This window comes from Fictibacillus sp. FJAT-27399 (assembly GCF_001510655.1).
GTDB classification, from domain to species: Bacteria; Bacillota; Bacilli; order Bacillales; family Fictibacillaceae; genus Fictibacillus_C; species Fictibacillus_C marinisediminis.
The window spans coordinates 1067250-1092047 of the sequence record NZ_LMVC01000002.1 but is presented as its reverse complement, the minus strand read 5'-3'; the positions used below and the strand labels follow the sequence as shown (position 1 = coordinate 1092047).

The 24798-nt window shown below is 45.4% G+C and carries 29 protein-coding genes; 8 read left to right on the top strand and 21 right to left on the bottom strand.

The window, feature by feature from the left end; all coding sequences use genetic code 11:
• Nucleotides 1–70 precede the first annotated feature (70 nt).
• From AR335_RS10510 to AR335_RS10500, 3 genes are all read right to left on the bottom strand, one after another.
• The gene (locus tag AR335_RS10510) at nucleotides 71–409 is read right to left on the bottom strand and encodes an iron-sulfur cluster biosynthesis family protein (RefSeq protein WP_062235191.1); all 339 of its coding nucleotides are present in this window, start codon (nucleotides 407–409) and stop codon (nucleotides 71–73) included.
• Between the two features lie 2 nt (nucleotides 410–411).
• Nucleotides 412–963: a PadR family transcriptional regulator gene (locus AR335_RS10505; RefSeq protein WP_062235188.1), complete on the bottom strand. Its 552-nt coding sequence runs from the start codon at nucleotides 961–963 to the stop codon at nucleotides 412–414.
• Between the two features lie 198 nt (nucleotides 964–1161).
• Nucleotides 1162–1737 carry a DedA family protein gene (locus AR335_RS10500; RefSeq protein ID WP_062235186.1) on the bottom strand — a complete coding sequence of 192 codons (576 nt, stop codon included), beginning with the start codon at nucleotides 1735–1737 and terminating at the stop codon, nucleotides 1162–1164.
• Between the two features lie 139 nt (nucleotides 1738–1876).
• Between AR335_RS10500 and AR335_RS10495 the strand changes: the two genes are divergently transcribed.
• Nucleotides 1877–2161 (top strand): HPr family phosphocarrier protein, encoded by a 285-nt coding sequence (locus AR335_RS10495; RefSeq protein ID WP_062235183.1) that lies wholly within the window; start codon nucleotides 1877–1879, stop codon nucleotides 2159–2161.
• Between the two features lie 53 nt (nucleotides 2162–2214).
• Here the strand turns inward: AR335_RS10495 and AR335_RS10490 are convergent, their stop codons facing one another.
• Nucleotides 2215–2865, bottom strand: coding sequence for a TVP38/TMEM64 family protein (locus tag AR335_RS10490; RefSeq protein ID WP_062235182.1), 651 nt, complete (start codon nucleotides 2863–2865; stop codon nucleotides 2215–2217).
• 149 nt (nucleotides 2866–3014) lie between these two features.
• Between AR335_RS10490 and AR335_RS10485 the strand changes: the two genes are divergently transcribed.
• Nucleotides 3015–3260: an HPr family phosphocarrier protein gene (locus AR335_RS10485; RefSeq protein ID WP_053357969.1), complete on the top strand. Its 246-nt coding sequence runs from the start codon at nucleotides 3015–3017 to the stop codon at nucleotides 3258–3260.
• A 27-nt stretch (nucleotides 3261–3287) separates the two neighbouring features.
• Complete coding sequence (locus AR335_RS23945; RefSeq protein ID WP_156418923.1) at nucleotides 3288–3545, top strand: hypothetical protein; 258 nt, start codon at nucleotides 3288–3290, stop codon at nucleotides 3543–3545.
• Here AR335_RS23945 and AR335_RS10480 read toward each other — a convergent pair.
• Nucleotides 3520–3852, bottom strand: a complete 333-nt coding sequence (locus AR335_RS10480; protein ID WP_062235179.1) for a YolD-like family protein — start codon at nucleotides 3850–3852, stop codon at nucleotides 3520–3522. The genes AR335_RS23945 and AR335_RS10480 overlap by 26 nt on opposite strands.
• Nucleotides 3853–3873: 21 nt before the next feature.
• Entirely contained in the window at nucleotides 3874–5133 is a 1260-nt protein-coding gene (locus tag AR335_RS10475) for a DNA polymerase thumb domain-containing protein (protein ID WP_053357967.1), read from the bottom strand.
• Between the two features lie 177 nt (nucleotides 5134–5310).
• Here AR335_RS10475 and AR335_RS10470 point away from each other — a divergent pair, with 177 nt between their 5' ends.
• The gene (locus AR335_RS10470; RefSeq protein WP_062235177.1) at nucleotides 5311–5508 is read left to right on the top strand and encodes a YqzH family protein; all 198 of its coding nucleotides are present in this window, start codon (nucleotides 5311–5313) and stop codon (nucleotides 5506–5508) included.
• A gap of 42 nt (nucleotides 5509–5550) precedes the next feature.
• On the opposite strand, the gene AR335_RS10465 is transcribed toward AR335_RS10470, so the two are convergent.
• The 4 genes from AR335_RS10465 to AR335_RS10450 form a co-directional block, all read right to left on the bottom strand.
• Entirely contained in the window at nucleotides 5551–6297 is a 747-nt protein-coding gene (locus AR335_RS10465) for an HAD-IIB family hydrolase (RefSeq protein ID WP_062235174.1), read from the bottom strand.
• The gene (locus tag AR335_RS10460; RefSeq protein WP_062235172.1) at nucleotides 6260–7504 is read right to left on the bottom strand and encodes a glycosyltransferase; all 1245 of its coding nucleotides are present in this window, start codon (nucleotides 7502–7504) and stop codon (nucleotides 6260–6262) included. The genes AR335_RS10465 and AR335_RS10460 overlap by 38 nt, the downstream gene beginning before the upstream one ends.
• 193 nt (nucleotides 7505–7697) lie before the next feature.
• Nucleotides 7698–8486 carry an SDR family NAD(P)-dependent oxidoreductase gene (locus AR335_RS10455; protein WP_062235169.1) on the bottom strand — a complete coding sequence of 263 codons (789 nt, stop codon included), beginning with the start codon at nucleotides 8484–8486 and terminating at the stop codon, nucleotides 7698–7700.
• A gap of 3 nt (nucleotides 8487–8489) precedes the next feature.
• The gene (locus AR335_RS10450; protein ID WP_062235166.1) at nucleotides 8490–9458 is read right to left on the bottom strand and encodes an MBL fold metallo-hydrolase; all 969 of its coding nucleotides are present in this window, start codon (nucleotides 9456–9458) and stop codon (nucleotides 8490–8492) included.
• Between the two features lie 410 nt (nucleotides 9459–9868).
• Here AR335_RS10450 and proC point away from each other — a divergent pair, with 410 nt between their 5' ends.
• The 3 genes from proC (at nucleotide 9869) to AR335_RS10440 (ending at nucleotide 11815) form a co-directional block, all read left to right on the top strand.
• A complete protein-coding gene (proC, locus tag AR335_RS10445) occupies nucleotides 9869–10717 on the top strand; it encodes a pyrroline-5-carboxylate reductase (RefSeq protein ID WP_156418922.1) in 849 nt (282 codons plus the stop codon).
• 59 nt (nucleotides 10718–10776) lie between these two features.
• On the top strand, nucleotides 10777–10932 hold the full coding sequence (locus tag AR335_RS23940) for a hypothetical protein (protein WP_156316367.1): 156 nt from the start codon (nucleotides 10777–10779) through the stop codon (nucleotides 10930–10932).
• Between the two features lie 103 nt (nucleotides 10933–11035).
• Nucleotides 11036–11815 carry a glycerophosphodiester phosphodiesterase gene (locus AR335_RS10440; RefSeq protein ID WP_082683443.1) on the top strand — a complete coding sequence of 260 codons (780 nt, stop codon included), beginning with the start codon at nucleotides 11036–11038 and terminating at the stop codon, nucleotides 11813–11815.
• A 12-nt stretch (nucleotides 11816–11827) separates the two neighbouring features.
• On the opposite strand, the gene rnz is transcribed toward AR335_RS10440, so the two are convergent.
• The 8 genes from rnz to AR335_RS10400 form a co-directional block, all read right to left on the bottom strand.
• Complete coding sequence (gene rnz, locus AR335_RS10435; protein WP_062235164.1) at nucleotides 11828–12763, bottom strand: ribonuclease Z; 936 nt, start codon at nucleotides 12761–12763, stop codon at nucleotides 11828–11830.
• A 1-nt stretch (nucleotide 12764) separates the two neighbouring features.
• Nucleotides 12765–13415 (bottom strand): phosphatase PAP2 family protein, encoded by a 651-nt coding sequence (locus tag AR335_RS10430; protein WP_062235160.1) that lies wholly within the window; start codon nucleotides 13413–13415, stop codon nucleotides 12765–12767.
• A gap of 50 nt (nucleotides 13416–13465) precedes the next feature.
• Nucleotides 13466–14659, bottom strand: coding sequence for a DNA polymerase IV (locus AR335_RS10425; RefSeq protein ID WP_062235156.1), 1194 nt, complete (start codon nucleotides 14657–14659; stop codon nucleotides 13466–13468).
• 116 nt (nucleotides 14660–14775) lie between these two features.
• Entirely contained in the window at nucleotides 14776–15282 is a 507-nt protein-coding gene (locus tag AR335_RS10420) for a winged helix DNA-binding protein (RefSeq protein ID WP_062235153.1), read from the bottom strand.
• Nucleotides 15283–15664: 382 nt separating this feature from the next.
• Nucleotides 15665–16786 carry a tripeptidase T gene (locus AR335_RS10415; RefSeq protein ID WP_062235151.1) on the bottom strand — a complete coding sequence of 374 codons (1122 nt, stop codon included), beginning with the start codon at nucleotides 16784–16786 and terminating at the stop codon, nucleotides 15665–15667.
• 14 nt (nucleotides 16787–16800) lie between these two features.
• Nucleotides 16801–18351, bottom strand: coding sequence for an acyl-CoA carboxylase subunit beta (locus AR335_RS10410; protein ID WP_062235149.1), 1551 nt, complete (start codon nucleotides 18349–18351; stop codon nucleotides 16801–16803).
• Nucleotides 18351–19199 carry a methylmalonyl-CoA epimerase gene (gene mce / locus AR335_RS10405; RefSeq protein WP_062235146.1) on the bottom strand — a complete coding sequence of 283 codons (849 nt, stop codon included), beginning with the start codon at nucleotides 19197–19199 and terminating at the stop codon, nucleotides 18351–18353. Before mce ends, AR335_RS10410 begins: the two co-directional genes overlap by 1 nt.
• A gap of 22 nt (nucleotides 19200–19221) precedes the next feature.
• Nucleotides 19222–20865 (bottom strand): acyl-CoA mutase large subunit family protein, encoded by a 1644-nt coding sequence (locus AR335_RS10400; RefSeq protein WP_062235144.1) that lies wholly within the window; start codon nucleotides 20863–20865, stop codon nucleotides 19222–19224.
• Nucleotides 20866–21031: 166 nt separating this feature from the next.
• On the opposite strand from AR335_RS10400, the gene prli42 reads away from it, so the two are divergent.
• The gene (gene prli42 / locus AR335_RS23930) at nucleotides 21032–21124 is read left to right on the top strand and encodes a stressosome-associated protein Prli42 (protein WP_156316366.1); all 93 of its coding nucleotides are present in this window, start codon (nucleotides 21032–21034) and stop codon (nucleotides 21122–21124) included.
• A gap of 44 nt (nucleotides 21125–21168) precedes the next feature.
• Here prli42 and AR335_RS10395 read toward each other — a convergent pair whose 3' ends face one another.
• From AR335_RS10395 to AR335_RS25375, 3 genes are all read right to left on the bottom strand, one after another.
• Nucleotides 21169–22128: an aromatic acid exporter family protein gene (locus AR335_RS10395; RefSeq protein WP_062235141.1), complete on the bottom strand. Its 960-nt coding sequence runs from the start codon at nucleotides 22126–22128 to the stop codon at nucleotides 21169–21171.
• 332 nt (nucleotides 22129–22460) lie between these two features.
• Nucleotides 22461–23183, bottom strand: coding sequence for an amino acid ABC transporter ATP-binding protein (locus AR335_RS10390; RefSeq protein WP_062235138.1), 723 nt, complete (start codon nucleotides 23181–23183; stop codon nucleotides 22461–22463).
• Complete coding sequence (locus AR335_RS25375; protein ID WP_062235135.1) at nucleotides 23176–24645, bottom strand: ABC transporter substrate-binding protein/permease; 1470 nt, start codon at nucleotides 24643–24645, stop codon at nucleotides 23176–23178. Before AR335_RS25375 ends, AR335_RS10390 begins: the two co-directional genes overlap by 8 nt.
• Nucleotides 24646–24798: the final 153 nt, after the last annotated feature.

The following is a 24798-nucleotide window of genomic DNA, read 5'->3' as shown; positions in this document are numbered from 1 at the left end:
AATAGGAAAGACGCCCTTTTAGGCGTCTTTTTTCAGTATTGAAACACTGGATTTAAAAAAAGACGCTTTTTTAGGCGTCTTTTCCTGTTTTGATTTTATTCTCGAGTCTCAGATGCGGATTAAGCATCTGGTTCGGGCTTTTCAGCTGAAACGTATGCTGTTCCTTTTTAAAATCGATCGTCATCTGCTCATCAAAGAATACCATTTTGGTTTTCTCCATATAAACGGGCAGGAAGTTCGTTTCAAGCTGGACCGTGCCCTCCGGTTCTTCATCCACAATCCAGAGTGCGGACACCCCGCTGACAACACAGCCGCACCCTTCCGTATCATACTTTAGCAGTACGCTGTCTCCTTCCTGCATCTTACTCTTTATCTTTTCGATCGCCCTTTCCGTCCATTCCAGTTTCATATTCACTTCTCCTTGCTGTTCATGGTTTGTATGACCTGAATGGCCCAGTCGCACCATTCAATCCAGTTTTGCAGGTATCTTCTCCCGAATTCCGATGTTAAATATTCTCCTAGATCCTCCTGCTGAAAGCTGTCTTCAGGAAAATGGCTGTCTTTCCAGTCTTTCATCAAGCCGAGGCCGAAAGAATGCTGCTCTTTGGCCCGTTCTAAAAAAGCAACAGCCGTATCTGGAGGTATAAGATGAAACAATGAAACACGCAATAACAGGTCATCCTTTAGTTTCGACTGTGAGATTTCCTTGCTCAGCAGCCATTTCAGCAGCCTCTCATAGCCTTTTGGTTCGATTTGATATACCTTCTTATCCGGATAGTCCACCTGATGAATCACTTGCGAGGTTACAAGCTCCTCTTCCTCCATCTTTACAAGTTCCCGATAAATCTGGGTATGATGGGCTGTCCAGAAGTGGATCATCGTTTCTTTAAACTGCTGATTCAGTTCATATCCGGTTGCCTCGCTCTTGGCCAACAATCCAAGCAGCGCATATCTCAACGCCATCCTCTTCATTCCTTCTTTCCGTATCTGTTTGTCATTTTAACATATTCTACACAATTTTTAAGGGAAAATGCTTGATGAACATATGTGAAAATACACATATCAATAATAAGGTGAAAAGAGAGCAAAAGCTATAGAAGATCTCAAAAATCAAAAAGCGGAAACCTTCGAGATTTCCGCTTTTTTGATTTGTCTCTTATTTTAGCTTGCCGTCCTTTTCTTATAAACGAATTTATACAGTAAAAAACCAACCAGCAGGACTCCTGCCCCTGCAAGAATATAGGACTGTGAAGCCTGCAGCACATGATTAACGGTCTTGACTTCCCCCAGCCTGCCTAAAAACAGCATGGCAACTGCTAAAGGAAAGATGCCGATAAAGGTCAGCCCGCCGAATTTCCACCGATTGACCTTGCTCATCCCTGCTGCGTAGGAAACATAATTTCCGATTCCCAAAGGCCGGGAAAGAGCAATGCTCCACTCTCCGTATTTTTTAAACACTTTCTTCGTTTTCTCTACTTTCTTCTCGTTGAACTTCTCTTTCATCTTGCTTTCAAGCTTATAACCTATCATATAAGGTACATAGCTGAATATGGTGTATACTGCACTTACTGCCAATGCCAGAAGCAAGCTCTCGACCAGGTTTGGCTTCAGCAGAAATCCGTAGATCAGAATGACCAGCGCACCGGGAAAAGGAATCGAGGAAGCCTCCAGGGCGGTCCCGATAAATAGCCCGACCGCTCCCAACTCTTTTAAAAAATGAAAGATCATTTCAAACATCCGTGCATCCTCCTCCTTCTTTCTCCCCCTCTCTATTCCCTTTCCTGATGTTTTCAATCTCACTTGGTTTGAAACGGTTTATTACAGGGTAGATACGCTGTAGATAACTATTACAATCCATTTCAGGAGGATCCTATATATGAAAAAGATTTGTTCAAAAACCGTCTCCATTACCAGTGACGCTTCTAAATTCACCATTCAAAAGGTTACGGATTTCGTAAAAATATCCAGATCGTTTCAGTCCAACGTCTTTTTATGTAAAAACGGAGTCACCCTGCACGCGAAAAAACTAACATGCCTTGTTTCGTTTTTCATGATGCTCCGAAAAGGTGAATCTTTTCTGCTGATCACCGAGGGGGCCGATGCTGATTCGGCCATCCAGCAGCTTCTTCAGCAGCTTCTCCCTTCCAAAGCGACTACATAAGCATAAAAAAGAAGCGCTAATGCCATTCAGCGCTTCTTTTTCCATGAGAGAGGCTAGAGGCCCAGTTTTTTTTGCCATCTCTTCCTTGTTACAACCGGAAGAATAATCAAAGTAATAATGATGATGGATGAAATTAAAATTTCCTTCATTCCTGTATTCGCCACTGAAGCTCCTATGTACGTGTATGCCAATGTGCCCGGTATGATTCCGATGGCCGTGGCTGCCGCGTAATCTTTAAACTTGACGTTTGCGGCAGCCGTCAAGTAGCTCACAAGATCATAATTCAATATCGGCAGGAGGCGGAGGATCAGTACATAAATAAATCCACGCTGCTTGATGCCCTCCTGGATCTTCTGATAATTTCCCTTCCATTCCTTTTTTACGCTTTTTTTGCCGATCCATTTCACTGCTAAAAACGTCATGAGTCCGCCTGACAAGGATCCCAGGTATGTATACAGACACCCCCAATATAACCCGAAGGCCAAGCCGCTTGTCACTGCAAACACGGATGACGGAAACAGCACAAACGGCCGGAAGGCATATAAAGCGATATAAACGATTGGAGCCCAAACTCCCCACGACAGAATCCAGCCTCTAAACCGCTCCGGCGTTAAATTTAAATACCGATGGTTGATATATAAAAGGCAGACTGCCAAACTTAATATAATTAAATAGTTCATTATTCTTTTTTTGTTGCGAATCACTCTTTACTGCTCCTCTCCACACATCTTACTTTCTATATTTTCCTTTATTTTCCGATAGAAGTCACTTTAATTTAAAATAAATTTTATGACATTTCTCAATTCACCCTTCATAAGCTGTATAAAAAGGATATGCAGGGAGAGAGATTAACTTGAGAATTATTGCGAAAAAACCCATCTATGCCGGAAACGCAAGCCAATTCGTCCAGTTCACGGGAAGTTATGAAGAAGCCGTGTATGTTAAAAAAGGAGATAAGACAGCCGACGGAAAAAGCCTGCTCGGCCTTATCGCATTATCCATACAGCCAGGGCAAGAAATCGAAATTTCAAGCGAAGCGAATCTTGACTCCCTGCAGAGAAAATTATTGGCCTCTGATCTGTTTGCTGAGGCCGAATAAGGGGCTGTCCAAGAAGTCTGGTAGCTGTTGATCTCCGCTCCAGGCTGCTCGCTTTCCGCGAGGCGTGCGGTGAGCCTTACCGGCGTGAACGCCTACTTTTTGGCGCAAGCGCCTGCGGGAGTCTCACCTGTCACGCTAGTCCCGCAGGAGTCTCGCACCTTGCACTCCAATCAACTTTTCATTGAAGATTTTTCACGTCAAAGGAGCTGCCTGAAGGTCAATTTTCGACTTTCAGGACAGCCCCTTTTTTTATTTGTCTTTAAACATCCATCTCTATCCCTATGATGGCATCGAGAGAAACATCCTGTTTCTTTCCTTCATCATTCATTATTCTGAGCAGACGGCGATGAGGGTCATAGTAATGGATGAGGCCCAGTATTGCTTTTTCACCAAGGGGGTTACGGCAAAGGACGGCTACTTTCCTTGCCTCTTCCATCGCAAAAAAGATCTGCTGGTTCATTTCCTCCAACTGCTGTTCATCAAGCTCAGTGTTCTCAAGCCACGCCTCTTCCCGCTCCCAGTCCCTTAACTGCTTTACGTGCTCAGGCAGCATCATTGCCGTCCATTTGATGCTTCCGCGGTCTTTGATCATTAGAGACCCTCCATTCTGGTTTTATGCTTTATGCCCGCCTAAAAGGGTGCTGCGGTGCAGAGCCGTTCCTCCGCTCGTATAGGAAACGGCCCGGAGAAGAGCATTGGAGCCGTATTTCCTGCGGATATCGTCCATCACGTATCCAAGCTTTCGCTTTTTAGGATGCTCAAGTGTAAAGATGCTGAGCTGCGTTTCGTTATCTTCACATACATTGGATAGAGCAATGGTGATTTTACGGACCGTCTTTCCTTCATAAAAGGTATGAAAGAGTTCCAGGCACACCTGGTAGATCTCCATCGTAATGTTAGTCGGTTCAGCTACGGTCTTTGAACGGTAAAAACCCCCGCCCCATTCTTCTTTGCTGTAGCCGATTCCCAGACTGACCGTTCTTCCTGCTTTTTTCGCTGTTCTGGCCCGCCTTGCCACTTCTTCGCACATTTCTAAAATAACATGCTGAACCTCTTTCGGATCGGTATAATCACGAAGAAGGATCTGGCTTTTTCCATAGCTGATCTGGCCTTGCATGATGGGAGCCCCCACCTCCGAGAGATCCACTCCCCACGCATGATAATAAAGCTGATTTCCCATCACGCCGAATTTTTTTTCCAAGAGCTCCAGCGGATAATGGGCAAGATCGCCTACGGTTGTAATGCCCATCAGATTAAGCGTCCGTTCCACACGGGAACCGATGCCCCACATCTTGCTCAAGGGAGAAAGTTTCCATAGCTTCTCCGGAATGTCCTCATACGTCCATTCTTCCACGCCTTTCTTCTTCGCATCCAAATCCAGACAGAGCTTAGACATCAGCATGTTCGGCCCGATTCCGATGGCGCAAGGCAGACCGAACTCTTCTTTTATGGCAATCCGGATGGCCTGGGCCAGCTGCACCGGCCCTCCCCACAGGCGTTCTGTCCCGTCTGCCTGAATAAAACTTTCATCCACACTGTAAGTATGAATGGCCTCTTTTGGAACAAACCGATTGAGCAGGCGCGTGATCTCCATGGAACGCTGTAGAAAAAAAGCCATTTGGGCATCCACGATGTGAATACGGCTGTCTTTCGGAATCTCAAACAGCCGGCTTCCGGTTCTTATTCCAAAATCTCTTTTCAGACAAGGAGAAGCAGCCAGGACCACACTTCCCTGCCTCTCTGTATTCCCTACTACAGCAAGGTAACAGGTCAGCGGGTCCAGCCCTAAGCGCACAGCCGCACAGCTGGCATAAAAACTTTTCATGTCCATGCACAGAATTGAACGATTTTGAATCATAGAATAATCGATCAACTTCCTTCACCCCTCCAAAAGCAAACGTTCGTTCTCATTTATTATGTATACCCATTTTAACCGAATATATGTTCTCTTCTCAATGGAAATTTTTTCAGGGGGCTTTCCGGCTTAAAAAATCCATTGACCGGCAGGCATTCGTAGGCTACATTGTTGGGAGGGGAAAGGAAGTGCAGAATGGAAAATCAGCTGCTGCGCAAATGGCTGGAAAAGGCTTTGCTGGATTATTTTTACGAGAAAGAGGCCATCCCTTATACTGAAAAGGATTATGCTCTCCTGCAGGAACGAATAAAAAAAGAACTTCAAACCGAAGAGGCAGAAGATCCTTATTTGACGGTTCAAGATGTCGTATACAGCTTTATTACAAAAGAATAAGCAAACCCCCGATAAGCGAGGCTTATAAGGGGTTTGCTTCCTTTATATGCTATTCTTAACTGGAGTTTTTTCAAAGAAATGCTCCCACGCTTCATGAATTCCGCCTGCACAATGCTTTTGCGCACGGAAAATCATAGGGTGGTCTGGCAGCTGTTTTAATTCCTTTTGGCAGTTTCCGACAACGACAGCCGGATATCCAAGTGTAATCATATCACGGTCATTGCCGGAATCGCCGGCAACTAATACATTTGCTTTCTCCCAGCCTTTTTCCCGAAGCAGAAAGGATAGCGCCTCTCCCTTCCCTGCATTTGGCGGAAGAATGTCTACATCTCTTCCAGAACTGAAAATCAGCTTGTGCGGCACCGTACTGCCGCTCAACTTCTGTTTCACTTCCTCAACCGCCTCATCGCTTTCTGCAAAATAGGAAAGCCGATGCACGGATGGAATCGATTGAGGCGTTAATCCGCTGCAGGATTGAACGATGCGAGAAATATCAACGGGATTCCACTTTTCTTCCAATGTTTTTTTCCAGCGCTCATGAAGCTCTGGATCATTCAAATCATACATTTCCGTACCAACATCCGAAATGAGGATGGAAGGCATCGGAAGCTCTTCCTCTTTGATCAGCTCCATAGTAGAAGCATAGTGTCTTCCTGTAACATAAACGAGCTGCACATTGTAGGGACGTTCTTTATAATAATCAAACAGCAAAGAAGTCAGTTCCTTCTCTCCCACTAAGGTTCCGTCTAGATCAGTAGCTAAAAGATGTGTAACGTTTTCTCGTTTCACCTGACAGAACCTCCTCGTACACCTGCTCTACCCTCGCTGCCACATTCGGCCAGCGGTAATCGCGTTCTGCAAGAGAGGATGCCTGTTTGCCGAGCCTTTGCGCAATGATGTCATTGTTTAAAATAATTTCCAGGGTGAGCGCCAAGTCCTGAGCGTCTTTCGGGTTGACGAGCAGCCCTGTTTCTCCTTCAACGACCACATTTTGAAGCCCGCCGACACGTGAGGCAATCACTGGACATCCGCATGCCTGTGCCTCTGCAGCCACCATTCCGAACGATTCATAATAGGAAGGCACGACAGCAACGTTGGCAGCGTTAAAGTATTCCGCCAGCTCCTCCTGGCTTTTCGGCCCTACAAACTGAACATAACGCTCAATTCCTTTCACCCAAGAACGCTGTTTTTCCTGAATCGGAAGCTGGTCATCACCGATTTCTTCTTTCTGTCCTCCAGCAAGAATCAGTCTTGTGTTTGACGGGACGTCACCCCATTGAATCAAGTATCTGAATGCTTTAAGGAGGGTTTCAACACCCTTGGTTTCTTCCAGACGGCCGGCATAAAACACGAGGGGGCCGTAAACGTCCAATTTTTGTTTTATTGCGGGTTTTTGGTTTAAAGGATAAAAAGTTGGAGATACACCGATCGGAATGACATCAACAGGTGCAGGCTGTTTAGTAAAGTCATGGATCAGGCTCTTCTCGCTGTTGGTCGTGGCGATCACGCGGTTAGCGGAACGGAGAATGGTTCGTTCATACTGGAACCTGCGCTCATCCCTTTCTCCTGTGGCCCGTTCTTTAGCTGCTCCAAGGGAATGTGAAGTATGGACAAACGGTATATTGTACTTTCTGCGAAGCTGGCGGCCTAATATTCCTGACAGCCAGTAATGAGTATGAATTATATCATATTGTTCAACAGGAACAAGTTCCTCGATTTCTTTAAAAAAGGCGGGTAATATTTGAAACATTTCATTTTTGGATACAAAGCCTTTGATACCGGCTTGGATACGGATAACTCTAGAGCGTTTTCCAAACGCCTCCATCTGCGGAGCATCTTTATCACACCAGTGGGTTATGACATCAACATCCCATCCCCTATTTTCCATGGCAAGCGCCAAATGGTACACATAATTATTCTGTCCTCCAGCTTGCTTTCCGCCCAGTTTTGCCAGCGGGTCTCCATGGTCTGATATAAATAAAACTTTTTTATTCATAACTGCTACCCCTCTTTCTGTTGTTGCGGTCTATAACCTGTAAGTTACTTATACCCGTTCTCTCCCCAGACAAACCACAATAGGTTCTTTAGACCTATCAAATTAAGACTTTCTTCCTTTTGGTGAAGGTTTAGGAAAAGAAAAAAGATGCGTATATCAGCGCATCTTTTTGTTTACATAATATAATTATTGTCTATTTTTGTTTGAATGCATTTCCGCCAAGCTTTTCTACAAGCCGGGGAAAAAGCTGATAAAGCGTACTGCCTGCATTCATCCAAAGAGGCAGATTGATCTCACGGACAGGACGGCCGATCGCCGAAATGATTTTTCTAGAAACATACTCTGGGGACAGCATCCACTTCTTGATGTTTTTCTCATAGGAACCCGATTTGTCTGCGATGGAAAAAAAGTTCGTTTCAATCGGCCCCGGGTTGACGGCTGTTACCCATATTCCACTGTCTGCGAGTTCCATCCGCAATCCGTTTGAGAAGCCAAGAACAGCGTGTTTAGAAGCGGCATATCCGGTCGACTTCGGAGTGGATATCTTTCCTGCCTGTGACGCAATATTGATAATATGGCCAGAACGCCGTTCCAGCATTTGCGGCAGCACTGCCTGTGTACAAGCCATCAGGCCGACCACGTTGGTCTGAAGCATGCAGGAAAGATCATTTAGGTCCGCATCAATGAAGTAGTCGAATATTCCAAATCCAGCGTTGTTGATCAGAACATCGACAGAAACCGTACGAGTGATCTCTGCGAAAACCGCTTTCACCTCTTCTGCGTTGCTAACGTCCAGCGAATAGATCAGCGCTTCCACCTCAAAATGTTCTTTTAGATCTTTTTTTACGTTCACTAGTTTGTCCAGACTTCTGGCGATCAGCACCGGCTTAGCACCAAGGCTTGCCGCATCAAACGCGATCCGGGCTCCAAGCCCTCCGGAAGCCCCTGTGATAACCACCGTTTTTCCTTTTAGTTCCTTCATATCTTACGCTCCTTCTGCCCGCTTGTAGTAAATAATACCCTTTATGTCCTCCGTTTGAATCCTTCCCTCCTCTTCAAGCAGATCAAGATGCCCAACGGTTTCGGAGAGAGTAAGCCCAGGTTCCTTTTGATAGATGCTCGGGAATAAAAGCTTGCTTAATTCATAAGCCGTCTTATATCCGGCGAGCATCTCCCATAGGACATCCGCCCGGTTGTTCTGCTGTGCAAGCCTTTCTTCGATCAACTCAGAACTGTTGGAGATCGGAAGTCCATGCCCCGGCAGGATGACGGTTATAGGGAGTTCGGCTGCTGTCTTTAGTGAATCCCGGTATTGCAGCAGCGGTTTAGGCCGGTCTCTTTTCGTGAGAGGGGGAGGCTCGATGAGTGCGTTGGAAGAAATACGCTGCAGCAAAAAGTCCCCTCCGATCATAATACCGCTCTCTTGATGAAACAGAGAAAGATGATCTGGAGAATGGCCCGGTGTTTTCATGATTGTCCACCCTGGCAGCCCTGGCACTTCTTCTCCTTCATACAACGCCGGGGAAGCATGGACCACAGCAGAAAACTCAAGATACTTCTTTAATTTCCTATGTTCAAACCGGACGGCTTCTTCCGGCATTCCCATTTTTTTGTAAAACCCCTCATAAAATTGATTTCTATGTACAAAAAATTCTTGCTGCTGGCTGAGATAGGGTATTTCTTCTAAACTTGCGAGCACAACAGGCACCGGGCTCGTAAAGTATGAATAAAGTCCGACATGGTCCGGGTGATAATGGGTAAAGACCACCTGTTCAATATCGTTTTCTTCCAGCCCGTTCTCCGCCAGTTTCTCCCGGAAGATGCTCCATGCCTCAGGCGTTTTTGGTCCGCAGTCAACAAGGGTAAGCTTTTCTCCCCGTATGAGATAGACATTGACATCCCCTACCGGAAACGGTGTCGGAAGCGCGATGGTTATAATATTCTGGTTCAACATTTTCACCTGACCTCTTCTCATGCATATATATATCAAACAGTATAGCAAAAGATCAGCACTATAAAAAAAGTAAATATTCAAAATTATCTTTTTTATAAACTTGACATACTGTACTGACTCATTGCATAATGTTTTGTAATAACTGAACGCTGAACACGGCGCTGAAAGGGACCAGTAATTCATTAAACGGCTGAAAGAGAATGGAATCCACCGGCTGAAAGATTCCAGCAGTGCGAAATGAATGAACCTATCCCCCGAGCCATCAGGGATTGAACCTGATCGTATGCCTTCGATACAGGCGATAAGCTGGGCTTTTTACCAAGCCAATTAAGGTGGTACCGCGGACCGCACTCCTCCGTCCTTTTCCAAGGATCGAGGAGTGCGTTTTTACGTTAACCTAAGTTGGAGGGATTGCCGTGAATAAAAAAATCGCGTTTATCGGAGCAGGTGCCATGGCAGAAGCAATGATTTCAGGATTGATCGCCAACAAGCTGGCCTCACCTGAACAGATCATTGCCACAAACAGAATGAACACAAAAAGGCTTCTTGAACTGCAAAGGAAGTATGAGATAAAAATTTCCGCCTCAGCCGCAGATGCAGTGCGTGAGGCAGAAATCATCATCCTTGCTATGAAGCCGAAAGATGCTGAAGACGCCCTGCACTCGATCAGGGACGCTATCCATAAACAGCACCTTGTCATTTCCGTACTTGCGGGGATATCAACAGATCACATCTCCACTCTGCTTCATACGGATGCCCCTGTCATACGGGCGATGCCGAACACATCTGCTGCGATCGGTTATTCTGCAACCGGCCTCGCCGCTGGAAAGTATGCTGAAGAGCAACATGTAAAACGGGCCGAAGAGCTTTTTAATTGCATCGGAACGACCACCTGCTTGAAAGAAGAAAGCCTGCACGCCGTAACCGGGTTGGCAGGAAGCGGTCCCGCTTATGTTTATTATTTAGTAGAAGCGATGCAACAGGCAGCCTCCTCGCTCAATCTCAGTGAAACTGAGGCAAGGGATTTGATCGCGCAGACCCTGTTGGGTGCTGCCCATATGCTGAAAATGAGCGGCGAACATCCCCGGCTGCTTCGGCAAAAGGTAACCAGTCCGGGTGGAACCACCGAAGCCGGAATTCAAATGCTGGACCATTTTAAAGTAAAAGAAGCGATTGAATCATGCGTCAAGCGTGCCGCACAGCGCTCTGAAGAGCTCGGGAGCATGTACACCCCGCCCTCTGCCGAAGGAATAGTTTGACAATTCTGTTATTTAATTTTATAATAAAACGACTATAGAGCAGCAACGGGAGGTATAAGATGCTTGATCAAGAAGAATTCAAGCGGTACAATCTGTTGTTTAAAGAGTTTGAGCAGTTTCTTACACGGCCACTGACAAAAAAGGAAAAAGATTTTATAAAATGGATCGTAAAAAATGATGTGAGCATCGAACGCACATCGGCGCGAGCCACCTAAACAAGCCCCTGAAAGGGAATGGGCTTGTTTTTTTCTTGGATTTAGAACGTTTGACCTGCTTATGTTAAGGTAAAATATAAAGAGGAAAGGAGTTTTTCCCGCTATGACAAAAATCTTTGGACACCGGGGCGCAAGCAAGGTATGCCCCGAAAACACAATGGCCTCCTATACTCGGGCTTATGAAATGGGCGCAGACGGACTTGAAATTGATGTCCATTTAACAAGCGACGGTGTTCCTGTCGTCATTCACGATGATACGGTCAAACGGACAACCAACGGAAAAGGATATGTAAAAAATTTCACGCTCGCTGAAATTAAACAGCTGGACGCGGGAAGCTGGTTTTCTCCAACCTTTCAAAATGAACGGATCCTCACACTAGAAGAGTTCCTGCAATGGATCTGTACCAAGCCGCTGCTTCTCAATATAGAATTGAAGAATAACAAAGTGATGTATGAAGATTTAGAGAAAAAAGTATACAATCTCGTAAATGCTTATGGAATGAAAGAAAAAACGATCTATTCATCTTTTAACCATTACAGCCTTGTGAAATTAAGGAGCATGGACTCTTACATTGACATTGCTCCCCTCTACTCTTCGGCCATCTACGAGCCATGGAACTATGCAAGAAGCATGGGTTCGCTGAGTGTGCATCCTCAATTTAAGAGCCTTCATCCCGTGATACTGCAAAGCCTTCATGAGCATGGGATACGGGTCAGGCCTTATACGGTCAATCAAGAAAAATGGCTGCATTATTTAATGAATTGGCGGGTGGATGCCATCATCACAGATGTACCCGATGTGGCGTTGGCTGTTAGAAATGGAGAAATTACTGAACAAAAAAGCTTAATCCTTGAAATGTATAATAAGTTAAAAAAAAAATGAGCGGCTGCCCGCTCATTTTTTGCTGAGCTTTTCAATTGGAAAGACACTGAAGTCATCGGCAATCTGCGTATTCGGAAAGACTTCCCGTGCCTCTTTTAAAAGAAGAGTCTTCTCCTCTTTATGATATCTGGAACTGATATGGTTCAAGATCAAGGCAGCTGCATTCGCCCGTTTGGCGGTAACAGCAGCCGATCTGGCTGAAGAATGGCCGAATTCCGCTGCCTTTTCAGCCAGTTCGTGAAGAACAGTAGCCTCATGAATAAGTACCTCAGCATCTCTTCCCAGCTCCACCGCATTCTCGCAGTATTTAGTATCGCCAAGGATAGCGACAATCCGGCCAGGAACAGGAGGGGAAACAAATTCACTGCTCTTGAGCACCGTTCCGTCCTCCAGAGTAATATCCCTGCCTTCTTTCAATTGCTGATATAAAGGACCGGGCGGAAGGCCCATCTTTTTTAACAAGCCGGCTTCCAGCTTTCCGGGCTGTGCCTGCTCTTCTACGCGAAAACCGAAACAAGGGATCACATGCTCAAGTTGCTTGGCGTATACCCGGCGGCCTTCCTCTTCACAGATCAGCCCTTCATCTATTTCTATCACTTGAATCGGATAGGTAAGATGCGTCTGGCTTATGTTCAAAGAGGTGTCGATGAAGGCCTTTATTCCCTTTGGTCCGTATATGGATACCGGACTCTCTTCACCATTTTGGAAGGAGCGGCTTCCCAGCAGGCCCGGCAGACCGAATAGATGGTCACCGTGCAGATGAGTAATGAAAATTTTATTGATCTTACGCGGTTTGAGAGAAGTGTGCAGGATTTGATGCTGTGTAGCTTCTCCGCAGTCAAAGAGCCAGATTTCTCCTCCCGTCTGCAGGAATTTAAGGGCAACCGAAGAAACATTCCGTTCCTTTGAAGGCATTCCGGCTCCCGTTCCCAGAAAATGAAGTTCCATATCAGCTATTCCTTTCATGCTTTAAAATAGAAATCATGAGGCGATAAGTGACAACGAAAAAAAGGAGCAAGCTTCCTCCCGCAAGAAATCCTGCCAGCACATCACTCGGATAATGCACACCAAGATAGACTCTGCTTAATCCGACAAGCACGATATAAACACATCCCCCAGCGGTTATAAGATGCCGCATCCAACTATGCTTAGCCTGTCTCACAAGAAGGTAGAATAACAGTCCAAAAAAACCGATGGAGATCATGGCGTGTCCGCTCGGGAAACTATATCCTCCGATATCAACTAGGCGATGGAGGGATGGCCTCTTTCTTTCATAGATTCCTTTAAGAAAAGCGTTACCGTAACGGATGACAAACAAACAAATCCCCAGGATTACCGGTTCAAGCCAGCTCCTCCTCCATAAAATAGAAAAAGCAGAGAACACGGCAAGCACTATAAATTCATTGGTCCTTGCTGCACTGTTTGTGATCACTATAAAAGCTCGGGTCAGCTCGTGGGGCTGATATGCCGTTACTGCATCAATCACCGTCTGATCCAGTCTCTTTACGCCAGCCTCCCGATAGACGGCTGCAAGCAGAAAAAAGAAAATAAAAAGCAACAAAAATCCAAGCACGTATGGCAGATGGATACTTTTCTTCAATTATAATCACCCGGCCTTTGGCTCGATAAAAAGCTGTCTACAACCTATAGCTATGATGGATCATCTGTTAGTTTGCCTCGAATAATGGAATGATCACCAAACTTTTTTTGAATATCACTGATCAATCGATTTACATCATCCCGTTTTTTTTCCTGTTCAAAAGTAAACAAGTCCATCTGTTTATAGGCTTTTTCTTTAGGGATAACATCCGCGGCCGTAATGCCGAGCAGCCGTACAGGTTCACCGTTCCAGTGTTTTGTAAACAAGGACCAGGCATGTTCCAGGATTTCACTCTTATCATGAAAGGGATTCTCCAGTGTCTTGCTTCTCGTAACCGTCTTCCTGTCTCCATACCGGATCACGATCTGAAGATTTTGACCGACGACTTTCTTCCCTTTCATCCGGCGTTCAACTGAATCAGCCAGAACTGAAAAGACGCGTTTAAGCTCCGTTTCATCTCTCACGTCTTCAGCCAGAGTGGTCGAGTTGCCAACGGATTGAAATTCTGAGGCGCGCTCCGGGTCTACTGGGCGGTCATCGATCCCGTTCGCACGCTCCCACATCCTCACTCCGTTTTTTCCGAAGCGGTGTTTTAAACTGTACGCGTCTTCCTTTGCCAGGTCACCGATCGTATGAATATTATATTTTTTTAGTTTTTCTTCTGTGGCCTTTCCGATCCCATGCATTTCACCTACGGTCATCGGCCAGAGGATCTGCCGGATCTCCCGCTTTCGCAAGACGGTAATCCCCATAGGTTTCTTCATATCTGAAGCCATCTTCGCAAGAAATTTATTCGGGGCAATCCCTATGCTGGAGGGAAGACCCAGTTCATGATACAGCCTGTTTTGAATTTCCTCGGCAGCTTCGATGGGGCTCATGGATATCCTCGTAATATCAAGATATCCTTCATCGATTGAAACAGGCTCTACAAGCTCAGTATATTCCCGAAGCAGCTGAAACATCTTCTGAGACATCGTCCTGTATTTTTGAAAATCCGGCCGTAAGACGATAAGAGATGGACAAAGTTTTTTTGCCTGCCACAGAGGCATCGTAGTTTTCACTCCAAACTTACGTGCTTCATAGCTGCAGGTTACGATGATGCCGCGGCGCTCTTCGGGATTGCCGGCGATCGCAAGAGGCTTTCCCTTTAAAGTGGGATCCATCATACTTTCTACAGAAGCATAAAAGCTGTTCATGTCGACATGCAGGATAAATCTTCGTTTTATATTGGCAGACCTATCCATGTTGTTCCATCTCCTTCAATCCTTTTCCTTTCCCATTATATGAAATGGGAGATCATAAGAAAAGCGAAAGCCGTTCACTATCACAGGGTTCACACCATAAAAAAGACAAGGTTTATTCACCTTGTCTCCACTTTATCCCGCAGCTGCCTGCCTGTGTTTTCAATCCATTCCACGTATTCTGTTCCGTGAAAATGCTCATTCATATCCCTATGTAAGTTTACAAGCTGCACCAGAAATTCCTGGTTCCCATGATCCTTGCTCCAGGCCTGCAGATAACTGTACACTGAGTATTTGCCTTCAGAAGACATCTGCTGTCTTTTTGCTCCTTCTTCCGTAAGCGTTACGTACGAAATTCGCCGATCATGATCTTTTTTCAATAATTGTATTAAGCCTTTATCTTTCAGGCGTTTTATAACCTGCATGACTGTCGAAACATCCCATAATCCGAGGTGTGCTATGCGGGAAATCGTCGCTTCTCGTTCAAAGGATACAATCCATAGAATATGCTGTTCAGCTTGGGTCAATCCCAATGACTTCGCTGATTTTTGCCATTCATCTTCAAGAACCTTGTACACTCCCCGCAAATAATTCATCATCATATGCATGTTCGCAAGTTCACTCATCCAATCCCTCCGGCTTCCCATCCTATTTAGACATTTTTTTCCATGATTAAACTACAACCAAATATACTAATTCGAGCTATATATGTCAACCTTGACCTGAGGGGGACATAACAAAAGGCTGTTTTCGTAATCTTTGTTGCTCTTAGAAGTGGTTGATTTCCGTTTCAGGCTACTCGCTTTCCGCGGGGCGTGCGTTGAGCCCCCCGGCGCAAGCGCCTGCGGGTCTCATCTGTCACGCTCGTCCCGCTGGAGTCTCGCACCTTCCACTCCACTCAACTTGTCATCGAAGATTTTTTTGCATGTAATGTTTCCACAGTCAAATTTTTTTAAAAAAGGAGCTGCCAGAAGGTCAGTTTATGACTTTCTGGACAGCCCCTTAGCTTTACTCTCCTGCTACTTCCTGAATGACTGCAACCACGATCTCGGCTGTTTTCACCAGTTCCTCGATCGGCATTTTTTCATTTTTAGTGTGTATTTCCTCGTAGCCTACAGCAAGGTTGACAGTTGGAATCCCATGACCGGCAATCACATTCGCATCACTTCCGCCGCCGCTTTGCAGCAAGCGGTGAGAACGTCCGATCCTTTCAGCAGCTTTCTTAGCCACTTCAACGACATGGTCTCCATCACTAAACTTAAATCCAGGGTACATGACTTTCACATTCACTTCAGCACGTCCGCCGAACTTAGAAGCCGTTGCTTCAAATGCCTCTTTCATCTTAGCAACCTGAGCTTCCATTTTCTCTGTTACGAGAGAACGGGCTTCTGCCAAAATGGCCACATGATCACAAACGATATTGGTCTGTGTGCCTCCTTCAAACCTTCCGATGTTAGCCGTGGTTTCTTCATCAATTCTTCCGAGCGGCATTTTAGAAATGGCTTTTGCAGCGATTGTGATGGCTGATACACCTTTTTCAGGAGCAACACCGGCATGCGCGGTCTTTCCATAGATATCAACCATCAGTTTAGCTTGTGTCGGCGCTGCAACAATAATGTCACCGACTTTGCCGTCACTGTCGAGCGCGAAACCGAATTTTGCGGTTAATCGGGCAGGATCCAGTTCTTTCGCTCCTACAAGCCCTGACTCTTCCCCAACTGTGATGATGAACTGGATGTCTCCGTGTTTAATATTTTGTTCCTTTAAAAGTTTAACGGCTTCGAGCATCGCTGCGAGGCCTGCCTTGTCGTCCGCCCCAAGAATGGTCGTTCCATCGGTTACAACATACCCATCTTTAATCGAAGGTTTTACCCCATTGCCAGGTACGACCGTATCCATATGGGAGGTGAAATAAATTGGATCCACCCCGCCTTTGTTGCCTTTCAGCGTACAAATCAGGTTGCCGGCGCCGTGTTCAGTTTTGGACTCAGCGTCGTCTTCGAATACTTCGACACCAAGATCAGTGAATTTTTTAGTAAGGACTTTGGAGATTTCCTTTTCAAATTTTGTTTCAGAATCGATCTGTATCAATTCCAAAAACTCTTCTAGTAATCGTTGCTCATTAACCATTGTGTCTTCCTCCATTATAACGGGATATTGCCATGTTTCTTCCAGGGCCTTTCCTCATGCTTCGTCCGCAGCATTTCCAGTGCTTGAATACATTTGATCCTCGTATCCCGTGGGTTGATGACATCATCGACCATTCCTCTTGCAGCTGCAACGTAAGGATTGGCAAACTTCGTCCGGTACTCGTCAATCTTAGCCTGCCTTGTCGCTTCAGGATCATCGCTTTGTTCGATTTCTCTGGCAAAGATGATGTTCGCCGCACCCTGCGGTCCCATGACTGCGATCTCCGCATTTGGCCAGGCAAAAACAAGGTCAGCGCCGATGGACTTGCTGTTTAATGCCACATAAGCCCCGCCATAAGCCTTGCGGGTAATGACCGTTATTTTTGGGACGGTTGCCTCGGAATAGGCATACAGGATTTTAGCTCCGTGTCTTATGATGCCGCCGTGCTCCTGTTTAATTCCTGGAAAAAATCCGGTGACGTCCTCAAAGGTGATAATCGGAATATTAAAAGCGTCACAAAAACGAATAAAGCGCGATGCCTTATCCGAAGAATCAATATCAAGGCCGCCAGCCATAACTTTTGGCTGATTACATACTAATCCTACCACTTCACCCTTAATCCTGGCAAAACCAATGACTATGTTTCTGGCAAAATACGCTTGAACTTCTAAAAAAGTATCCTGATCGACCACTTGCTCGATGACCTTACGAACATCGTAAGGTTTTGTGGCATCCACAGGTACCACCTCGGCAATATCCGGGCGGTCATCATTCTTGTGCTCCTGAACTTCTATTCTAGCCGGTTTTTCTTTATTGTTTTGAGGAAGCAAGGCTACCAGCGCCCTAACCTGCTCGAGCACTTGAGCCTCTGTTTCCCCCATAAAATGGGCGTTTCCACTTTTCGTGCTATGTACCTTTGCCCCGCCAAGATCCTCAGATGAAATTTTTTCGCCCGTTACCGTTTCGATGACTTTCGGCCCGGTGATAAACATTTGGCTTGTCTGCTCCACCATGAAAACGAAATCCGTAATAGCCGGTGAATAGACAGCTCCACCTGCACAAGGCCCCAGAATAACTGAAATCTGTGGAATGACACCAGAGTAGATGGAGTTTCTGTAAAAGATCTGCCCGTAGCCGTCCAGAGAAACAACACCTTCCTGAATTCTCGCTCCTCCTGAATCGTTCAGTCCGATAAACGGTGTTCCATTCTTAGCCGCAAGATCCATCACACTGGCGATCTTGTGAGCATGCATCTCTCCTAACGCTCCTCCAAAAACCGTAAAATCCTGAGCAAATAAATAAACCGGCCGGCCGTGAATCTTTCCATAGCCTGTAACAACTCCCTCTCCAGGAGCCTTCATATTCTGCAGACCAAAATCGGTGCAGCGGTGCTCAATAAAAGGATTCAACTCCACAAACGTTCCCTCATCGAGCAAAAGATCGATTCGCTCCCTTGCGGTCAGTTTTCCGCGCTCATGCTGTTTATCAATCTTCTCGTCTCCGCCGCCAAGCTCAATCTCACGTTTCCTGTCATATAATTCGTCCATTTTATCGTACATATCCATCAGGACACTCCTCCTCCCTTTTCGTGTTTTTCGCACAGTTCAAACAGCACCTTATGAGTAGAAGATGGATGGATGAATGCGATGGATGCCCCGCCCGCACCTTTCACCGGCTGATCCTGAATCATGTTAACACCGGCTTTCTTCAATTCTTCGATTCTCGAAGCAATATCTTCCACACCTAGAGCGACATGGTGGACCCCCTGTCCGCGTTTGATAATAAATTGCCGGATCGGACTCTGTTCATCCATTGGCTCTAGAAGCTCCAGCCGTGTCTGGCCGATCTTCAAAAAAGCTACCTTTACCTTTTGAGACTTCACGTCTTCGACAGCTTCAAGCTTAAGACCGAGTGTGTTCACATAAAACGGAAGAACCTCATCGAGGGATTCGACGGCTATGCCGATATGGTCGATTTTTTTTGGCGGTTCCATGCCTGCTGGTGCTGGATAACCATCCCGCTCGAGCACGGCTGCCTCAATGAATTTAGCGGTTTCAACCGTTGGTGTGCCGGGTGTAAATATCTTTCTTACGCCCGCTGATTCAAGGAAAGGAATGTCCTCCCAGGGGATAACACCGCCTCCTATTACGATAATATCCTCTGCTCCCCGCTGTTTTAAAAGCGACATCACCTCAGGAAACAGTTCATTATGTGCTCCAGACAGACAAGATAAACCGATGGCATCCACATCTTCCTGCACAGCAGCAGCTACAATTTGTTCTGGCGTCTGGCGAAGGCCGGTATAAATGACCTCCATCCCATAATCACGAAGAGCCTGAGAGATCACAAGAGCTCCGCGGTCATGCCCGTCAAGCCCTGGCTTTGCTACCAGCACACGTATTTTCTTATTCATTGTTCTTCCCACTCCTGTCTGTCTATATTCCTGTAAATTCCCCAAACTCTTCCCGGAGGATGCCGCAGATCTCTCCGATCGTGCAATAATCACGCACACAGTCCAAAATGAGCGGCATAAGATTTTCTGCTCCTTGAGCACCTTGGCGCAGCGCATCCAACCGAGCGCTCACTCGGTCGTGGTCCCTCGCAGACTTCAAACGGTTCAGCTTTTCTTTTTGCTTCTCCCCCAGTGTTGGATCGACTCTTAAAAGTTCAGGCTGGACTTCATTATCAACCGTGAATGAATTCATGCCTACGATGACTTCATCCCCTTTTTCAATCGCCTTTTGTATTTCATAAGACGTATGATGAATTTCGCGCTGCATGTAACCTTGTTCAACAGCAGCCACTGCTCCGCCCAGTGATTCGATTTTTTCAAGATAAAGTTTGACTTCTTCCTCCATGACATCCGTCAGGTGCTCCACATAATAAGATCCGGCCAGAGGATCCACCGTATCCGCCACCCCGCTCTCATGGGCGATGATCTGCTGAGTTCTTAACGCGATTCTCGCAGAATCCTCGGTCGGAAGGGCGAGTGCTTCATCCCTCGAATTCGTATGCAGGCTTTGAGTGCCACCCATTACGGCTGACAGCGCCTGAAGGGTTACACGGACAATATTGTTATCAGGCTGCTGGGCCGTCAGCGTAGAGCCGCCTGTTTGGGTGTGAAAACGAAGCTGCCAGCTCTTCGGGTTCTTTGCCTGATAATGTTCCTTCATAAGTTTGGCCCATATTCTTCTGGCTGCCCTGAACTTGGCGACTTCCTCAAAGAACTGATTATGGGCGTTAAAGAAAAACGCCAGCCTCGGTGCAAAGTCATCGATGTTCAATCCGGCTTCCAAGGCTGCATCGACATACGCTTTTCCATTGGCAATCGTAAATGCCAGCTCTTGAACAGCATTCGCCCCGGCTTCGCGGATATGGTAGCCTGATATACTTATGGTGTTCCATTTCGGTACCTGTTCCTTGCAATATGCAAATATATCCGTGATGAGGCGCATAGACGGCTTAGGAGGAAAAATATACGTTCCCCTCGCAATGTACTCTTTTAAAATATCATTCTGAATCGTACCGGATATTTTTTCTGAAGAAACACCTTGCTTTTCTGCCACAGCAATGTACATTGCCAGCAAGACGGATGCAGGTGCATTGATTGTCATCGAAGTACTGACCTGATCCAGCGGGATATCCCGTAAAAGCGCTTCCATATCTTCCAATGAATCGATGGCTACCCCTACCTTCCCTACTTCTCCCTTGGACATCGCATGATCAGAGTCATAGCCGATCTGGGTAGGAAGATCAAAAGCGACGGAAAGACCCGTTTGCCCTTGTTTTAACAGGTAGCGGAACCGCTTGTTGGTCTCTTCAGCAGAACCAAAGCCGGCATATTGCCTCATCGTCCAGTAGCGGGCCCTGTACATCGTTGGCTGTATACCCCTAGTATAGGGATATTCGCCAGGCAATCCAAGTTTCTCTATATCGTAATCTTCTGCTTCTGCTCCATAAAGCCGGTCAATCTCAAACTTTGAACTCGTTTCAAATGTTTGCTTTCGTTCTGGAAACCGCTGCATGCTTTTCTCTGTTGCCAGCTTCCAATTCTTTACTCTCTCCTGATGCTTGCTCATATGGCTGCCTCCTATAACCTATCATTCGACATTTTCTTTCTTACATTACTTTCTTTTTGAAAACGCTTTTTCCTGCCAAAATTGCTAAAATTATAGACAGATGGAAGGAAATCTTGTTACACTGTTCAATTCCTTGTACAATAATAATTGGATAAGGAGGGTAATGATGTCTCGAAAATTAATAAAAACCATAGTCTTTATCATGCTTGGCTCCTTGCTGCTGACAACCTTGCTGACGGGGATAAGTGCATTGTTCTAATAAAAACCAAAAAAAATAAGCCTTTGCGGCTTATTTTTTTTGCACTAAATATCACTTTTCTTAAAGCTTTTCTTAATCTGCAAGTAACGCTCAATCTCATTTAAAAGATGAAGCAGCTTCGATCTTGTCTCAAATTCTTCCCGGTCTTTCGGCAAATCCATCTCTCGGAACTTGCCTCTCAATTTTTCAATACTATCAAGATAGATGACTGCCGTATTGCCCGGATGTACGGCTTCGCTCAATTCATTGAAGAAATTTCCAAGGATGTACCCCTGCATATATCTCTGATCAATAGAAGAAAGGATCGGCATCATCCTCTCGATCAGTTCAAGCTGCTTTTCCCTCATCCTGAAATAAAGGTAATATTCATTTTCATAGCGTACCGTATGATTCTCCACATCACGGAAAGCAAGATCCTTCCCCTCATCGATCAGCTGGGCCGCTTTAGTGATCTCATGCCCGTCCCAAAGATGGTTATGGTCATACAGATAGTCCCGAAACTCAAGAAAGATGGATTTGAATTGTTCCTCGAGGTCCGACTGGATCTTCTTAACGGTATGTTCCATGCTTGGCATATACAAGTTGACGATAAGGGCCATGCCGATTCCGATACAAATCAGGGCAACTTCATTCCCTACCGCTTTCCAGCTGAGGTATTCCAGTGTATACAGATGAAGAATGATTACCGAACTTGTAATGATGCCTTCCTTAAGGTTTAAGGCAACAAGGACAGGGATAAACATCAGGATCAGCAGCCCGATGCTCCAAGGATGGTACCCTAGAACATTGAAAAAAACCGCGGCAAACAATATACCGATAATACATGCCGCAAACCGTTCCCAGGAACTGATCAAGGACCGTTTCTGCGTCACTTTAACACAAAGAATTGTTAATATTCCTGCGGAGCTGTAGAATTCCAGACCCAACCACTGAGCGATGCCGATAGCAAGAGCCGTCCCGATTGCTGTCTTTACCGTCCTGTAGCCGATTTTGATTGCTGGCATATTAGCCTTCCTTTCTTGCTGTACTCCCAACGATTATCTCATGTTTAGCATGCGGCAGAAAGAATTTTCACATGCACATAGAAAAGCGGAAGCGCCCTGTTAGGTCCGACAAGCGCTGGAATTCTTACACAGCAACACGTAGTTTGTGTTGTGAAGTAAGAGTGAGGCGACCAAGGATGAAAAAGAGATATTAACTTTTCATCTTTCAAGGACCAGGGATGAAATAAGATTCATATTTCATCTTTTATGCTGAAAACAAAAAACATGTTTTCAGCTTTGGGTGCTGGAGCTGGACATTACTTCCAGCAAAAAAAGAGACCTGAAAAGGTCTCTTATAATACTTTTTCAAGAAAGGATTTCGCTCTTTCTGTTTTTTGCTGTTCAAAAAATTCAGCCGGCTCAGCATCTTCCACAAGCACACCGTCATCCAAAAATAGAACACGGTCCGCCACTTCCTTGGCGAAGCCCATCTCATGAGTGACGATGGCCATGGTCATCCCGCTTTGAGCAAGGGATTTCATAACGTCAAGTACTTCCTTTACCATCTCAGGATCAAGAGCAGACGTGGGTTCATCAAAGAGCATTACTTCCGGATTCATCGCAAGAGCTCTTGCAATCGCTACACGCTGCTTCTGGCCACCGGAAAGCCTGCCGGGATATTCGGCTTCTTTATCAGCAAGACCGACTCTCTTCAGAAGCTCACGGGCAGCTGCTTCTGCCTCGCGTTTAGAAACTTTATTAACGGTAACCGGTGCATACGTTAAGTTGTCCATTACAGTCATATGCGGAAAGAGATGAAAATGCTGAAACACCATCCCGATCTTCTTTCGGACTTGCTGGATTTTAGATGCTTGAGCAGTTACCTCCTGATCCTTGAATAAGATTTTTCCATCCGTCGGTTCTTCAAGCATGTTTATACATCGGAGGAAAGTCGATTTCCCTGAGCCGGAAGGACCGATGATCGCAACGACCTCGCCTTGTCCGATCTCAGTGGAAATGCCTTTTAATACTTCGTTTTTTCCAAATCTTTTATGAAGGTTTTCGATTTTAATCACCGCGGCTCATTCTCCTTTCAAGCTTTCGTCCCAGAACAGTTAATGCCATTACCATCAGATAATAGATGATTCCTGCAGTTATCAGCGGCTCAAAATAACGGTACGTATCCGCCCCGACAATCTGTGCGCGCCTCATGATATCTGTCGTACCAATCACCGCAATGATGGCTGATTCCTTCGTTAGGGTAATAAATTCGTTCATCAGTGCCGGCAGAATGTTCTTCAAGGCTTGAGGAAGGATGATCTGTCTCATCATTGAACCATAGGAGACCCCAAGCGCCATAGAAGCTTCACGCTGCCCTTTATCAACTCCATTGATTCCGGCCCTGATGATTTCGGAAACGTAAGCTGCTGAGTTCAATCCAAAGGTCAGTACACCCGCAAGAAATGGTTCGATTTTATATCCAGTCAGCTGAGGTGTCGCATTATAGATGATGAGCAGCTGAAGAATAAGCGGTGTTCCACGGAAGATGGACGTATAAGCGTCTGCTCCCCATCGAAGCACTTTCACTTTGCTTATTTTGAACAGAGAAAGGATCGTACCAAGCACAAAGCCTAAAAGAATGGACACAACCACAAATTTCAGGGTCGTTAATATGCCTTTTAAAATATACGGTACAGATGGCATGATGGTTGAAAAGTCAACAATCGATTTCTTCTCTGCTTTTTTCTTGGATTTCGGCTCAAACCATTTCTTGGCGATTTTATCCAGCTCGCCATTCTTTTTCATCAGCGCAATCTGCTGATTAAAATCATCCGTCAGCTTACTTCCTTTTTGAAGGGCAACCGCAGAACCGGCAGATGCGGAATCAGGTATTTCAAAAGCACTTAAATCTGAGTTTTTATTTAGATATTCAATAGCGACTCCGTCTTCAATAACGGCTCCATCAAATCTTTTTGACATAATTTCCTGTACAAGGTCAGGAACTTTATTTCTTTTTTCAATATGAACCTTGTCCACTTTATCAGCAATTTTTTTCGCTTCATTTTCCTGGATGGAACCTAGCTGGACACCAATTGTTTTTCCTTTTAAATCCTGAATCGTTTTAATTTTAGGATTATCTGTAACTACCAGTTGCTTAGCTTGATAGTAGGTGTTTGAGAAATCCACCTTCTTCTTCCGCTCTGCATTCGGCGTCATGCCAGCCATGACGAAATCGACCCGCTTTGAATCAAGTGCAGGAACCAACCCGTTAAAATCCATATCTTTTATGACGAGATTATAGCCAAGCTTGTCCGCGATGTGATTAGCCACATCCACATCAAAACCAATGATTTTGTTGCCTTTGGTCGTATCGATATACTCATAAGGCGCATAATCGGCAGATGTTCCCATCACCAGTGTTTTTTTATGTTTTTCTTTTGCTAAAGCCTGGTGCTCGCCCATTGGCAATACAGCCCCCACTGCACTGAAAATGATCAATAGCGCAAGTGAAAGCAATACATAGGTTCTTTTTAGCATTATATCCCCCAACTTTCTTAAAAAGTGTCTCTAAAAAATTTATGCATTCATATTTATTCAATATAATGTATTTTAACACAAAAAGTGAGTGATATTAGTTTTTAGATAATTCCGAATGTATTTCTATTCATGATAGTGCATAATAAAACCCAT